Annotated in this window: 12 protein-coding genes and 1 pseudogene; 10 read left to right on the top strand and 3 right to left on the bottom strand. The window is 36.3% G+C overall.

What is annotated here, in order from left to right:
• Positions 1-4: 4 nt before the first annotated feature.
• The 6 genes from EKQ63_RS23750 (at position 5) to pheA (ending at position 7462) form a co-directional block, all read left to right on the top strand.
• Positions 5-712, top strand: a complete 708-nt coding sequence (locus tag EKQ63_RS23750; protein WP_087954203.1) for a response regulator transcription factor — start codon at positions 5-7, stop codon at positions 710-712.
• Positions 702-1784: a HAMP domain-containing histidine kinase gene (locus tag EKQ63_RS23745; RefSeq protein WP_087954204.1), complete on the top strand. Its 1083-nt coding sequence runs from the start codon at positions 702-704 to the stop codon at positions 1782-1784. Before EKQ63_RS23750 ends, EKQ63_RS23745 begins: the two co-directional genes overlap by 11 nt.
• A 93-nt stretch (positions 1785-1877) precedes the next feature.
• Positions 1878-2654, top strand: a complete 777-nt coding sequence (locus EKQ63_RS23740) for an ABC transporter ATP-binding protein (RefSeq protein ID WP_000114533.1) — start codon at positions 1878-1880, stop codon at positions 2652-2654.
• Complete coding sequence (locus tag EKQ63_RS23735) at positions 2629-4551, top strand: ABC transporter permease (protein WP_087954205.1); 1923 nt, start codon at positions 2629-2631, stop codon at positions 4549-4551. The genes EKQ63_RS23740 and EKQ63_RS23735 overlap by 26 nt, the downstream gene beginning before the upstream one ends.
• A 49-nt stretch (positions 4552-4600) precedes the next feature.
• The gene (locus EKQ63_RS23730) at positions 4601-6514 is read left to right on the top strand and encodes an ABC transporter permease (RefSeq protein ID WP_088326764.1); all 1914 of its coding nucleotides are present in this window, start codon (positions 4601-4603) and stop codon (positions 6512-6514) included.
• Positions 6515-6610: 96 nt separating this feature from the next.
• Complete coding sequence (pheA, locus tag EKQ63_RS23725; RefSeq protein ID WP_000621725.1) at positions 6611-7462, top strand: prephenate dehydratase; 852 nt, start codon at positions 6611-6613, stop codon at positions 7460-7462.
• A gap of 63 nt (positions 7463-7525) precedes the next feature.
• Here pheA and EKQ63_RS23720 read toward each other — a convergent pair whose 3' ends face one another.
• The 3 genes from EKQ63_RS23720 to EKQ63_RS23710 all read right to left on the bottom strand — a co-directional run bounded on the left by EKQ63_RS23720 (position 7526) and on the right by EKQ63_RS23710 (position 9937).
• Positions 7526-8173 (bottom strand): MOSC domain-containing protein, encoded by a 648-nt coding sequence (locus tag EKQ63_RS23720; protein WP_143881562.1) that lies wholly within the window; start codon positions 8171-8173, stop codon positions 7526-7528.
• 79 nt (positions 8174-8252) lie between these two features.
• The gene (locus EKQ63_RS23715) at positions 8253-8795 is read right to left on the bottom strand and encodes a transcription repressor NadR (RefSeq protein WP_000812272.1); all 543 of its coding nucleotides are present in this window, start codon (positions 8793-8795) and stop codon (positions 8253-8255) included.
• Positions 8795-9937: an IscS subfamily cysteine desulfurase gene (locus EKQ63_RS23710; RefSeq protein WP_087954208.1), complete on the bottom strand. Its 1143-nt coding sequence runs from the start codon at positions 9935-9937 to the stop codon at positions 8795-8797. The genes EKQ63_RS23715 and EKQ63_RS23710 overlap by 1 nt, the downstream gene beginning before the upstream one ends.
• Positions 9938-10089: 152 nt before the next feature.
• Here EKQ63_RS23710 and nadB point away from each other — a divergent pair, with 152 nt between their 5' ends.
• The 4 genes and pseudogenes from nadB to safA form a co-directional block, all read left to right on the top strand.
• Entirely contained in the window at positions 10090-11619 is a 1530-nt protein-coding gene (nadB, locus tag EKQ63_RS23705; protein WP_087954209.1) for an L-aspartate oxidase, read from the top strand.
• A gap of 19 nt (positions 11620-11638) precedes the next feature.
• On the top strand, positions 11639-12472 hold the full coding sequence (gene nadC / locus EKQ63_RS23700; RefSeq protein ID WP_087954210.1) for a carboxylating nicotinate-nucleotide diphosphorylase: 834 nt from the start codon (positions 11639-11641) through the stop codon (positions 12470-12472).
• A gap of 30 nt (positions 12473-12502) precedes the next feature.
• Positions 12503-13609: a quinolinate synthase NadA gene (nadA, locus tag EKQ63_RS23695; protein WP_087954211.1), complete on the top strand. Its 1107-nt coding sequence runs from the start codon at positions 12503-12505 to the stop codon at positions 13607-13609.
• A 225-nt stretch (positions 13610-13834) separates the two neighbouring features.
• Positions 13835-13991, top strand: a pseudogene (safA, locus tag EKQ63_RS30750) (SafA/ExsA family spore coat assembly protein); the annotation flags it as partial.
• Between the last annotated feature and the right edge of the window lie 572 nt (positions 13992-14563).

The following is a 14563-nucleotide window of genomic DNA, read 5'->3' as shown; positions in this document are numbered from 1 at the left end:
GAACATGTATAAAATATTAATTGTAGAAGACGATGAAAAAATCGCAGGAATATTAGAAGAGCATTTAGAAAGGTATGGCTATCAATCATTTCGAGCGAGTGATTTACGACATATAAAAGATGAGTTTGTAAAAGTAAATCCACATCTCGTGTTACTTGATATTAATTTACCGTATTTTGATGGATTCTATTGGTGTCGTCAAATCCGCACTATATCGAATGCACCAATTATTTTTGTTTCTGCAAGAACGGGGGAAATGGATCAAGTAATGGCAATTGAAAATGGCGGAGATGATTACATTACGAAGCCATTCCATTTAGACATTGTAATGGCTAAAGTGAAAAGTGCACTTCGTCGTGGATATGGTGAGTATGCTTCTGCGGCAGAAAGCGATTGTTTAGGTGTAAATGGACTGTTGTTATTCCCATCTCAGCACGTTGTTGAGTGGCAAGGGCAACAAACAGAACTGACAAAAAATGAATTTTACTTATTAGAATGTTTAATGAAACAAGCAAATCAATACGTAACACGCGAAGAATTGTTAGAAGCCCTCTGGGATGAGGTAGCTTTTGTTGATGATAATACATTAACTGTGAATGTGAAACGTGTAAGGAAGAAACTAGAGGAGTTAGGCATTAAAAATGCAATTGTAACGAAACGTGGATATGGTTATGCGCTTCTTACAGAGTGGGGCGAAGGGCATGAAGGTTAAAAATTACCTTATGGATCGTTTTTCTTTAATTCTTTCTTACATTGTTAGCCTTTGTTTATTTGGGCTCGTTTTGCAGTTGCAAAGTCTTTTAGAAAAGCGATCTATTGATTGGAATACGTGGTTATACGGACTGTTATTAGGGACAGTTGTGTTTACTGTATACCTTATTTACGATTACCGAAAACGGAGTGTATTTTTCAAGAGGATCGAAAAATATGTTACTAGCGGAAATACATTACATGATTCCTTACTTATTGATACTTCTTATACGGCAGAGCAAGAGATGGTCGTTGAATCGTTTACGCTATTAAGACAGCAATATATGAATGAAGTTCATAAACAACATGCAAAAGAACAACAGCAAATGATATTTATGAACCAATGGATTCATCAAATGAAAACACCGGTATCTGTTATTGAGTTGCTATTACAGAAGTTTGGTAAAGAGCATCGTGAAGCAAGAGCAACAGTTGAAAGTATCCGTGAAGAAAATAATCGCATACTAAATGGTTTAGATTTAGCGTTACATATGGCAAGGTTAGAACAGTTTGCGAAAGATTATAAAGTAGAAGTAGTAAATGTGATAGATATCATTAGAGGTATTATTAATGAAAATAGAAAGTCCTTCATTCAATCGTCTGTATTTCCGAAAGTGATGTTTGAGGAAGATACTTGTATGGTTGCCTCTGATAGAAAATGGCTCAGTATTGCTATAGGGCAAATTGTTGTAAATGCAATTAAGTATACAAAAATTTCGGAAGCAGAAAAAAAGGAAATTCAATTTCAAATTGAAGAGAAAGATCAAAAGGTGTTATTACATATTAAGGACAATGGAATCGGTATTCCAGAGCAAGATGTAAAGCGTATATTTGATCCATTCTTTACAGGGGTAAATGGCCGTAAAACGAGAGAAGCGACTGGAATGGGTTTATATATTACGAAGGAAATTTGTGATAATTTACATCACGGTATGTATGTGCAATCGGCTGAAGGGGAAGGGACAACATTCACGTTCCAATTTGCAAAAGATGAAGAATATCATACATTAATGAGAAAAATGACAAAACTGTAAGGTAACAAAACGTTTTGTAAGGGAAATCACTCGTTTCTTTTTCTTATTTTTCTTATAGTAAATGTAAGAAGAAAACACATAGGGGGATTAGAAATGAGTGTTCTTGAAGTAAAAGGATTAACGAAGGTATACCAATCAAAAGGTTCAGTAGCAACGACTGCTTTAAATGATATAAATTTTAAAATAGAAGAAGGCGAATTTGTAGGGATTATGGGTCCTTCAGGGAGCGGGAAAACAACGCTTTTAAATTTATTAGCAACAATTGATAAGCAAACTTCAGGTCATGTGCTTGTAAATGGGGAAGAAATTAATCAAATGCGTGCTGCAAAATTAGCGGAGTTTCGCCGTACACATTTAGGATTCATTTTCCAAGATTTTAACTTACTTGATACGTTATCGATTAAAGAAAATATCATTTTACCACTTGTAATGGCGAAGAAATCTGTAAATGAAATCGATGCAAAAGTGCTTGAGATTGCAAAGTTTTTAAATATCGAGGGCATTTTAAATAAAAAGGTATATGAAGTATCAGGTGGCCAACAACAACGTGCAGCAGCTGCGAGAGCGATCATTCATGAACCGACGTTAATTTTAGCAGATGAGCCAACTGGAAACTTAGATTCTAAGTCGGCAAAATCATTAATGAGCGCGTTGCAAGACTTACATGAACAAAAGAAAGTAACAATTGCAATGGTAACGCATGATCCAGTAGCGGCGAGTTATTGCGAACGTATTCTTTTCATACGTGATGGAGAGATTTTCTCAGAAATACATAAGGGAAGAACGAAACAAGCCTTTTTCCAAGAAATTCTGGACGTACTTGCGATGCTAGGAGGAGAATATCATGAACTTTCGCCAGCTCGCGCTTAATAATGTAAAAGGAAATTGGCGTAATTATAAAGCGTTTCTTATAAGTAGTTGTTTATCGATAGTCGTATTTTTCATGTATGCTTCCTTCATTTATCATCCAGATGTTGTAGGCGGTAATATTAGTATGAGGGAGATGATTTCAAAAGGGTTAGAATCGATGAATTATATTGTAGTCATCTTCTCAGCACTCTTTATTTTATATGCAAATTCAACATTTTTACGAGCAAGGAAAAAAGAGTTTGGTCTATTAACATTAATAGGCGGAACAAAATCTCAGCTTGGCCGAATGATTATATTAGAACAGCTTATGTTAGGTAGTATTGCAATTGTAGTAGGTATTGGACTTGGTATGCTTTGTTCCAAATTATTCTTCCAAGCATTAAGCGTAATATTGAAAATAGATAAAACACTTCCACTCGTATGGAATAGTAAAGCGGTTTTGATTACAGCAGGTGTATACTTTATTTTATTTTTAATCTTATCATTGTTTAGCGTTTGGACAGTAGGACGCTTGCAAATTATTGATTTATTAAGAGAAGCAAGAAAGCAAAAAGTAGAGCCTTTTGCATTTACATGGTTATGCATAGTTGGTATAGGATGTATTATTGTTGCATATGTACTTAGCTTCCAAGTAACATTTATGAATTTTATCATTCTGTTTTTACCGATTGTAGGGCTGACGATAGGCGGAACTTATTTGCTGTTTACACAAGGTAGTACAGTCGTATTAAAGGCGTTACAAAAACGAAAAAAATCTTTTTATACATATCCAAATATGTTCGTACTTAGCAATCTTATTTATAAAATGAAAGATAATGCTCGTTTTCTATTTGTAATTTCTATCATTACGGCGGTTGTATCTTCAGCAGTCGGTACACTGTATGTATTCTTTGAAGATATGAGCTATAAGGCAGTAACTAGTACCCCGCATGCTATTTCGTATGAGGAAAAGGGAATACATACGCATAATGTCATCAAAGAAGGAAAAGCAAAAGAATTAATAAAAAAACACGGATTTGAAGAAGCGCGAGAAGTAACGTACGTAAAACTTCCTGGAACTCAAAAAATCACGATGTTTAACAGTGAACATGAGATGCCAATGGCGATTGTTTCAGAAAAAGAATATAACGCTGAAGTACGTAAACAAAAAAGAGAGCAAGTTAGAGAAGTTCATAATGCACCTGGTAGTGCAACGATGGTCATAACGGATATGGCGAACGATATGATGAAGGTAGATCTTGCGAAACCGTATGAATTTAAAATGAACGGACAAACGCAGTCTGTTCAATTAAATCAGCCAACTTCATTTTCTGTTTTTAATGATAGTGAATATCTCATTGTAAATGATCAAGATTTTGAGGAATACGCAAAGCTCGTACCAGATGAAGAAAAGACAAAATATTACGGTTATTATATAGAAGACTGGAAAAGTACAGAAGATCTTGTGTTAGATTTGAAAAAGGAAATTGCACCAGATAAGCAAGAGGAATTGCATAACTCAGTGTTCGCTTATAAAAATATAAGGGAATCAGGGGCAATTACAATGTTTATTGGTTTCTTCGTAGCTGTACTATTCTTCTTCTTTGCTTGTAGTATGACATACTTTAAATGGTTTAACGATAAAGAACAAGATCGTATTCAATTTAAATCGTTAAAGAGAATCGGTATGACAGATAAAGAAATTCGTAAAATTGCAATTCGACAAATGGGTGTTATCTTCTTTATCCCAATTGTAATCGGCGCTATTCATAGTGGATTTGCTCTTCATACGCTAGGGAAAATGCTTTATCTCGATTTATGGAAATCAGGTGCGATTGTAATTGGAGCATACATTGTAGCTTCTGCGATTTATTTTATAATCGCGCAAAGAGGATATTTGAAACACGTGCAAAGCTAGAGAAACCTCTAGCTTTTTGCCTATGTAGTAAGTTATAGGGGGACGATAGATGAACATTCGGCAACTAGCGCTGCAAAATATAAAAGGAAATTGGCGTAATTATAAAGTGTTTTTCTTAAGTAGTTGCTTTGCAATATTTGCGTCTTTTGCATACATGTCTGTTATTGTACATCCGTATATGCAAGAGACACTGTGGTATCAAAACGTACGCTGGGGACTTGTTATATGTAATGTTATTATCATTTCTTTTTTCGTCATATTTATTTTGTACTCCACTTCTATTTTCATAGAGGCACGTAAAAAAGAATTAGGATTATATATGTTAATGGGAGCAACGAAATCTAACGTAATTGGTGTAATTATGACCGAGCAAATGTTGATCGGGGTATTTGCTAATATTTTCGGTATTGGGATTGGCATGATCTTTTTGAAACTCTTTTTTATGGTGTTTAGCATGCTAATGCGTCTTCCGAAAGAACTCCCTGTCATATTTGACGTGAAAGCGATTGTGGTAACGTTTATTACATATATGGTTGTTTTTATTCTGTTATCTTTTATAAGTGCTTTACGTATATGGAACATAAAAATCATTCGGTTATTAAAAGAATTTCGAACGGATAAAAAAGAGAAGAAAACATCAATATGGCTTTGTATATTCGGCTTTATTTGTTTAGGGACAGGATATGCGTTAGCGCTACAAGTGACAATGGAAACGATAGGATTATATTTTTTCCCTGTGTCTATACTTGTTTTTTTCGGAACGTACTTTTCTTTTACACACGGTGCAATCCAATTGTTGGAAATGATTAAACGAAATAAAAAGATTATGTATACATATCCGTATTTATTTATAGTGAATCAATTGTCACATCGAATGAAGGAAAATGGTCGCTTTTTCTTTATGCTTTCTATGGCAACGACATTTGTAGTTACAGCAACAGGTACGGTGTTCTTATATTTTTCTAGCATGCAAGATATGTGGCGAGATGGGGGCGCACACTCATTTTCATACATAGAAAAAGGTGTTTCTACCCATGAAGTCTTTGAGGAAGGTACGGTTGAACAATTACTGCATCAATATGGATATGATGATTTTCAATTTATGAGTTTTGTTGGAGTGTATGCATCTTTTCAGTCCAACAAGGGAGAAGCAGAAGTAGCGCCGCTCATTAAAGAAAGTGAATACAATCAGGAGGCAAGAAAACAAAAACAGAAAACGTATCATCCTAAAAAAGGAACTGTTACACTTGTTTTTTATAATAAATACAATCGTTCGAATATATATAATCAAAAAGAGATTCAATTACAAGTAATGAATCAAACGTATCCATTCGTATTTAACGGTCAGAAAGAAGGGGTGCAATTTAACTATCATCTTGCGCACATTAACGGTCTGTTTTTCGTCATGAATGATGAAGATTTTGACAGAATAGCAAATAAGGTTCCGGATTCTGAAAAAATGATGTATAGAGGATACACATTACCAAATATCGAAAATACGAAAAAATTAAATGAAGCTTTACGGAAACATATAAAACAAGATGATAATAACGCATTTCGAAGTAATATGGAGTTATATGTGAATATGAAAGAGTTCGGCGATATTACTCTATTTGTAGGCTCATTCATTAGTATATTATTCTTTCTTACTTCATGTAGTATCGTATATTTTAAATGGTTTCATAATATTTCATCAGATAGAAAGCAGTACGAAGCGCTATCTAAGCTTGGAATGACGAAAGAAGAAGTGTGGAAGATTTCTCGCTGGCAATTGTGTATGCTATTTTTTGCGCCTATTATAGTCGGGAGTATGCATAGTGCGGTTGCGTTATATACATTTCATAATACAATCTTTATGGATGGTTCATTACGAAAAGTAGGCTTGTTTATTCTATTTTATATTGTTGCATGCATCGTTTATTTCTTTTTTGCTCAAAGAGAATATAGGAAACATTTAGACTAGCAAATGCTAGTCTTTTTTTAATATTCGAAATTTACATAGAAGAATATAAAAAAGTATGGTATAACAGTAAGAAAACGAAAAAGAGGGGAAAAGACGATGATTCGAGTAGGATATTTAGGACCAGAAGCAACATTTACAAATATGGCGGTGAGTCGTTTTTTTCCGGAAGCAGAGCATGTACCGTATCGAACGATTCCAGACTGTATGGATGCAGCTGCAAATGGAAATGTAGATTATGCAGTGGTACCACTAGAAAACGCTATAGAAGGTTCAGTGAATATAACAGTTGATTATCTCGTGCATGAGCAGCCGCTTTCTATTGTAGGAGAAATTACAGTACCCATTCAGCAACATTTACTTGTACATCCGCAGTATGCAGAAGTGTGGGAAGAAGTATATGCAGTGCATTCTCACCCACACGCTATTGCCCAATGTCATAAGTTTTTAAATGAAGAATTAAAAGGGATAACTGCTCGAGATATGACATCAACAAGTGCTGCTGCGCAATATGTGAAAGAACATCCTGAAGAAAAAATTGCTGCCATTGCAAATGAAGCAGCTGCAGAAAAATACGGATTAACGATTGTAAGACGAAGTATTCATACACATAAAAATAATCATACACGTTTCCTAGTGCTTCATAAGAAAAAGAAAGCAATACTCTCAAATAATGGAGAAAACCGCGGAGAGAAAACGACGCTTATGATAACGTTACCTGCTGATTATGCAGGGGCACTATATCAAGTGTTATCAGCTTTCGCATGGAGAAAATTAAACTTATCTAAAATCGAATCGCGCCCGATGAAAACTGGACTTGGAAATTACTTTTTCTTAATCGATGTTGATAAAGCATACGATGACGTATTATTGCCAGGCGTAACGATGGAACTTGAAGCACTTGGTTTTTCTGTTACGGTGCTGGGGAGTTATTCTTCTTATTGGCTATAAGGAGGAGTTAGGTTATACCGTGTGATAGATTAATAAAATCCCACCTATAGATGGTGGGATTCTTTATTTTAACTTCGCAAGACGCTCTTCTAATTGACCACGCCAAACGTCAGCTAGTTCTGGAACAGCAAGAATCTTTTCGATGCCATCTCTATCTTTTCTATTATGAAAATAAATTTCGTTAGAGAACAAGACAGAAACATTACCCGGTTGACGTTCTAGTAATTTGATTTTTGAATCTTTACGTACAGTACCTTTCTGAAGAACGCGGCATAGGTAGCCAGTAAATCCAGTTGCTACAATGCGCGGTAGTATGCCAGGAATGCCGAGGCGTTTTGAAATCGTACTACAAGGTACTCTTGCTTGTGTGACCTGAATGATTGCTTCACCTAGTTGATATGTATCTCCGATGCATACATCACGCTCTAACATATTTGTCACGGTAATGTTTTCCCCAAATGTGGAAGCTGGAAGCGTTGTTTGGAATTCCTCTTCCCATAGTGCGTAATGCTCGTGTGGGTACACACAAACTGCACGATCAGGTCCACCATGGTGTTTTAAATCTGCTACATCATCACCAAGGAAGCCATCTTTTGATAGGAAAGCTTCTTCGGTAAGTTCTTTACATATACCGGTAATCATTGCTTTATCTTCGCTATATTTCATTTGTTTCGGTTTGCCAATGCTAAAGTGAACGAGTTCAATTCCCATATGTTAGCCCCTTTACGATTGATTATAATATTATAGCATTAAAAAAGCACAGAGAATTATAAAAACTCTGTGCTTTACATTAATAAACGAGAAAACCAGCTTTATCTAGTGCCTCGCAAGCAGCATCTAATTTTTCTTTTGAATCTGCCTCAATAGTATGTAAGTGAATACCGTCTGTTAATTGCGATAGATAGGAAGCATTTGTGTTTTCGATTTTTTGTAAATATTGCTCTACATCAAAGCGATTACTTACCATAATAGATGCTGTTAAGTCACCGTATACAGGATGCTCAACTTTTACATCTTTAATTGTAACGCCGTGGTCAACAAGCATTGTAAGTTCTTGACGTACTTCTGCTGGTTTATGTTGGCATACAATTACGCGTTCGAAAGCTTGTTGTTTCTCTTGTGGTTTTAAATATAAATAGCCTTGAGCAGTCGCAATGATCGGTTCGTTTCGTGCTTTAAGCAAGGAAATATCTTGCACGATAACTTGTCTACTTACATTCGTTTTTTTCGATAGCTCATTCCCAGATAACGGTTCATTTGCAGCGAGAAGCCACTGAAGGATAAGCTGTCGTCTTTCTTCACCTAAAATCTTTTTTTGTTCATTTTGTTTCATTATGATTTAACACCTCTATAAAATTGATTTCCAATTGTGTGTAGTGCATGAATAGTAGTATCAATTTGATCTTTCGTTGTTTGTTGTCCGAAAGAGAAGCGGACATATTGTTTTGCCTCTTCATACGTTTTTCCAATTGCAAGCATTGTTTTCGAAGGTTCTTGTTTACCGACTTGGCAAGCACTTCCGGTAGAAATGGCAATACCGCGGCGATTACATTCTAGCATTGTATATTGACCTTCTATTCCTTTTATTGTAACCCCAATAATATGTGGTAAACAAGAAGTAGAATGACCTTCTACTTCAATTTCTAGAGGAAGTGCTTGTAATCGCTCTAAAAAGTAGGATCGTAACTCTTTAAAACGTAAACTTTCTTCTTGTTGATTTTTTAATATATTCTCAGCTGCTGTTAAAAAAGATGCGATGCCAGGAACGTTTACTGTACCGGGACGAAATCCTTTTTCATGAGAAGTTCCCGGAAATATTTGTGTCCAGCGCACTTGCGGATTTATATAGCAAGCGCCGACCCCTTTTGGTCCGTATATTTTATGTGCTGAAACAGAAAGACTATCAATCCCCATCTCAAAAACATGGATAGGAAGTTTACCAAATGTTTGTACACAATCTGAATGAAATAAAACGTTATATTTTTTTAAAAGTGCCCCGATCTCTGCGATATTTTGAACGGTTCCGATTTCAGAGTTTCCGTGCTGTATACTTGCTAGAATGGTATCTTCTGTAATAGCTGCTTCTAAATCTATTAAACGAATGAGTCCATTTTTATCAACAGGAATTTCAGTAATTGTATACCCTTTTGATTGTAAGGATTGAAAATAACTTCGAATGGATGCATGTTCCATAGGTGTCGTAATAATATGCTTCTTATTTTGGGCATTGAGAAGGGACTGAATCGCAAGGTAGTTCGATTCTGACCCACCGCTCGTGAAGAATACCCCCTGTTCCTTTCCGCCAATTATTTCAGCAAATGTTTTTCTACAAACTTGTAATAAAGAAGAGGCCGTTCCTCCAATATCGTGTAAACTTTGTTCATTTCCGAAGTATTGCGATGCTGCTTTCATATATGTTTGTAATGCTTCCGCGCTCATAGGTGTAGTAGCTGCATAATCAAGATATATCATCATGTAAGTTCCTCTCTCTAGTAAGAGTTACATTTCTTTTATTTTTTAAATGGTAGTGAAAATAAGAATTATAAAAAAACTCTTGTCATTATTTTAAAACTATGTAAATATAGGTGTCAAGACAGTTGAAAAGTGTAAAGTAGGAGGCAACAATTATGCCAAGTGCAGATGTCTTAATTATTGGAAGTGGCGTTGCGGCACTTCGTGTTGCAAAAGAGATTTGTCACGAAAAGAATGTGATTATTATCACAAAGGAAACGAATCGTAATAATAATACATATTTAGCGCAAGGTGGAATTGCCGCAGCGGTAGCTACATATGACAATCCGAATGATCATTTTGAAGATACGTTAGTAGCAGGATGTCATTATAACAATGAAGATGCGGTTCGTTATTTAGTTGAAGAAGGACCAAAAGAAATGAATCATCTCATTGAAAATGGAATGAAATTTGATGGAGATGAAACGGGTCCCCATCTTGGAAAAGAAGGTGCACATCGAAAGCGTCGTATTTTACATGCAGGTGGCGATGCAACAGGAAAGAATTTATTAGAGCATTTCATTCAAGAAGTAGCTCCGTACGTTACGGTAGTGGAACAGGAAATGGTGCTTGATTTTATTATAGAAAACGAAAAATGTGTTGGAGTTTTAACGCGAGATAGTGAAGGGGAACTGAAGCGTTATGATGCAGATTATACTGTGCTAGCCTCAGGCGGGGTTGGTGGTTTATACGCCTTTACTTCTAATGACAAAACAATTACGGGTGATGGACTTGCGATGGTGTACCGTGCGGGTGGAGAGCTAGTAGATTTAGAATTTGTACAATTTCATCCAACGATGTTATATGCGGGTGGGCGATGCTGTGGCCTTGTTTCTGAAGCTGTCCGTGGTGAAGGAGCTGTCCTTATAAACGGAAAAGGACAGCGTTTTATGATGGGTATACACCCAGATCATGATCTCGCACCGCGTGATGTAGTGGCAAGAGCGATTCATGAACAGCTTTTAGCGGGTGAAAAAGTGTATTTGAATATCGAGTCCATCCAAAATTTCGAAGAACGTTTTCCGACTGTATCATCATTATGTAAAAAGAATGGTGTTCATATAAATGAAAAGTGCATTCCGGTCGTACCCGGTGCTCATTTTCATATGGGTGGCGTGAAAACAAACTGTGATGGAGAGACGTCCATTCCACATTTATATGCGGTTGGTGAAGTAGCTTGTAACGGTGTTCATGGAGCCAATAGATTAGCGAGTAATTCATTATTAGAAGGTCTTGTATTTGGAAAAAGAATAGGACAGCATCTTTTAACGAAAGCGACAAAAGATAGATTGAACAACTTTGCTGAGAAGGAAAAGAAGTTTATCGTTCTGAATCATTTGCCGGCGAAAGAAGAAATACAAGAATGTATGATGAAATACGTTGGGATTGTGCGAACAGAACAAAGTTTATCTTATGCAAAGAGATGGCTTAGTAAGTACGGTGTTCGAAATATGATATTGCAACATGATGCTCTTACAAATGAAGAGATAACGATTATGAATATGTTAACAGTTTGTGAGCTTATCGTCGTATCAGCTTTGCAAAGAGAAGAAAGCATTGGTGGCCATTATCGAAGTGATTATCCACATAGAAATAGCGTAAAAAAAGAGATTATTCGAGTGAAAAGAAAACTACAACTTGTGTAATGAGAGGAAGAGGGGCTTTATGAATACGATAAAGGTTAAAGAAGCATTAAATCGATTTTTTCTAGAAGATATAGGAGAAAGAGATGTAACATCTCAGCTTATTTTTCCAGATAATTTACTTTCAAAAGGAACGTTTCTTGCGAAGGATACAGGGGTCTTTGCGGGACGTTTAGTCATTGAAGAAGGTTTTAAATTAATTGATGAGAGAATTGAAGTGGAGCTTCATAAAAAAGATGGAGATTTTGTAGAAAACGGCGAAATAATTGCAACTGTCCAAGGACCAATCGCATCGTTATTAACGGCTGAGCGCGTTATATTAAACGTTATCCAGCGTATGAGCGGGATAGCGACAATGACACATAAAGCTGTTCGTGCTTTAGATAGCAGCCATACACGCATTTGTGATACGCGAAAAACGATGCCAGGGCTACGTATGTTTGATAAGTATGCAGTTGTATGCGGAGGCGGATTTAATCACCGTTTCGGCTTATATGACGGTGTCATGATCAAAGACAATCATATTGCTTTTGCTGGTTCTATTACGAAAGCTGTTACATCGGTGAAAGAGAAATTAGGACATATGGTAAAAGTAGAAGTGGAAACAGAAACGGAGGAGCAAGTGAGAGAAGCTGTAGCTGCTGGTGCGGATATTATTATGTTTGATAACCGTACGCCAGATGAGATTCGGGAGTTTTCAAAGATTGTACCAAGTGCCATCGTTACGGAAGCATCAGGAGGCATTACCATTGAAGATTTATCGAAATACGGAAAAACAGGGGTAGATTATATTTCACTTGGAGCGTTAACACATTCAGTGAAAGCACTTGATATTAGTTTCAATATTGAGGCGTAAGGAAAGTGGCTTAGAGGGGGAGAAAGGAATATGAGTATTTTAGAAAAAGTACAACCGATTGAAACGATGTTACCAGAGCGTTATTACACGATGTCAACAGCAGAGATGGAAAAGCGGGTTCGTGAAATTAAAGAAAAAATGGGGGAAACACTATTTATTCCAGGCCATCATTACCAAAAAGATGAAGTGGTACAATTTTCTGATGCAGCAGGAGATTCACTTCAGCTTGCGCAAGTTGCAGCGAGCAATAAAGAGGCGAAATATATTGTATTTTGCGGTGTACACTTTATGGCAGAAACAGCAGATATGTTAACGACAGATGATCAAATCGTTATTTTGCCAGATATGCGTGCAGGGTGTTCGATGGCAGATATGGCAGATATCGAACAAACAGAAAGAGCGTGGAAAGAGCTCACAAAATTATTTGGAGATACGATGATTCCGTTAACGTATGTAAACTCTACGGCTGCAATTAAAGCGTTTTGCGGTCGTAATGGCGGAGCAACAGTAACTTCTTCTAATGCTAAACAAATGGTATCTTGGGCGTTTACACAAAAAGAGCGTCTCGTCTTTTTACCAGATCAACATTTAGGAAGAAATACAGCGTACGACTTAGGTATCCCGTTAGATAAAATGGCAGTATGGGATCCGCATACTGATTCATTAGAGTACGATGGAGATATAGAAGAAATTCAGGTGATTTTATGGAAAGGACATTGTTCAGTTCATCAAAACTTTACAGTGAAAAATATAGAGAATGTCCGAAAAAATCATCCGGATATGAATATTATTGTACATCCGGAATGTTGCTATGAAGTTGTAGCTGCTTCGGATTATGCAGGTTCAACGAAATACATTATTGATAGGATTGAATCGGCTCCACCCGGAAGTAAATGGGCGATTGGTACAGAAATGAATTTAGTGAACCGAATTATTCAACAACATCCAGATAAAGAAATTGTTTCACTTAATCCATTTATGTGTCCGTGTTTAACGATGAACCGAATTGATTTGCCGCACTTATTATGGGCACTTGAAACGATAGAAAAAGGGGAAGAAATTAACGTTATTAGCGTAGATAAACAAGTGACTGAAGAGGCAGTTCTTGCATTAAATCGTATGTTAGAGCGTGTGTAAAGCAGCGGATTCCCGTTGCTTTTTTTCGTACATATAATCATAACGAGAACGAAATGGGCATACATTGTTTTGAAGAAATCATTGTGATTTTTTTATGCTTATGCCACTTCAAATGATATTGAAAATCGAAGAAGTGATGAAAGTGAAAAGAAGTTAACGTTATGTAGGAAGAGTTACTTCATGAGATTTGTTACTTATAGATAAGTTATACAGGAGGGGGAAAATTTGAAAATTCATATCGTGCAAAAAGGGGATACCCTTTGGAAAATTGCGAAAAAGTACGGAGTGGATTTTGATACGCTGAAAAAAACAAATACACAACTTAGCAATCCAGATTTAATTATGCCAGGTATGAAAATTAAAGTACCATCAAACAGTGTACACGTAAAACAGCATGCTGGAGCAGGTTCAGCACCTCCAAAACAATACGTAAAAGAAGTGCAACAAAAAGAATTTGCAGCAACGCCAACGCCGCTTGGAATAGAAGACGAGGAAGAAGTTACGTATCAATCAGCACCAATTACGCAGCAGCCTGCTATGCAACAAACACAAAAAGAAGTGCAAGTAAAACCGCAGAAGGAAATGCAAGTGAAGCCACAAAAAGAAGTACAGGTAAAACCACAGAAGGAAATACAAGTGAAGCCGCAAAAAGAGGTGCAAAAAGAACAGCCAATTCAAAAAGAAAAACCAGTTGAAAAACCGTCTGTTATTCAAAAGCCACCTGTTATAGAAAAACAAAAACCAGCGGAAAAAGAAAATACAAAGTTTTCGGTAAATGTGCTACCACAGCCACCGCAACCACCAATAAAAGCGAAAAAAGAATATAAAATTTCAGATGTAATTAAAAAAGGAAGCGAATTAATTGCCCCTCAAATTACTAAGATGAAACCTAATAACATCATTTCTCCGCAAAAGAAAAAGGATAATATCGTGTCACCGCAAGTAAAGAAAGAA

This window comes from Bacillus sp. BD59S (assembly GCF_007363175.1).
Taxonomy (GTDB): Bacteria; Bacillota; Bacilli; order Bacillales; family Bacillaceae_G; genus Bacillus_A; species Bacillus_A pacificus.
This window is presented reverse-complemented; position numbering and strand designations above follow the sequence as displayed.

Coding starts and splice junctions, on each gene's coding strand:
- nadC (WP_087954210.1), top strand. CDS start 11,639: ATGAATACGATAAAGGTTAAAGAAGCATTAAATCGATTTTTTCTAGAA.
- EKQ63_RS23745 (WP_087954204.1), top strand. CDS start 702: ATGAAGGTTAAAAATTACCTTATGGATCGTTTTTCTTTAATTCTTTCT.
- EKQ63_RS23740 (WP_000114533.1), top strand. CDS start 1,878: ATGAGTGTTCTTGAAGTAAAAGGATTAACGAAGGTATACCAATCAAAA.
- nadB (WP_087954209.1), top strand. CDS start 10,090: ATGCCAAGTGCAGATGTCTTAATTATTGGAAGTGGCGTTGCGGCACTT.
- nadA (WP_087954211.1), top strand. CDS start 12,503: ATGAGTATTTTAGAAAAAGTACAACCGATTGAAACGATGTTACCAGAG.
- EKQ63_RS23715 (WP_000812272.1), bottom strand. CDS start 8,795: ATGAAACAAAATGAACAAAAAAAGATTTTAGGTGAAGAAAGACGACAG.
- EKQ63_RS23730 (WP_088326764.1), top strand. CDS start 4,601: ATGAACATTCGGCAACTAGCGCTGCAAAATATAAAAGGAAATTGGCGT.
- EKQ63_RS23720 (WP_143881562.1), bottom strand. CDS start 8,173: ATGGGAATTGAACTCGTTCACTTTAGCATTGGCAAACCGAAACAAATG.
- EKQ63_RS23710 (WP_087954208.1), bottom strand. CDS start 9,937: ATGATGATATATCTTGATTATGCAGCTACTACACCTATGAGCGCGGAA.
- EKQ63_RS23735 (WP_087954205.1), top strand. CDS start 2,629: ATGAACTTTCGCCAGCTCGCGCTTAATAATGTAAAAGGAAATTGGCGT.
- EKQ63_RS23750 (WP_087954203.1), top strand. CDS start 5: ATGTATAAAATATTAATTGTAGAAGACGATGAAAAAATCGCAGGAATA.
- pheA (WP_000621725.1), top strand. CDS start 6,611: ATGATTCGAGTAGGATATTTAGGACCAGAAGCAACATTTACAAATATG.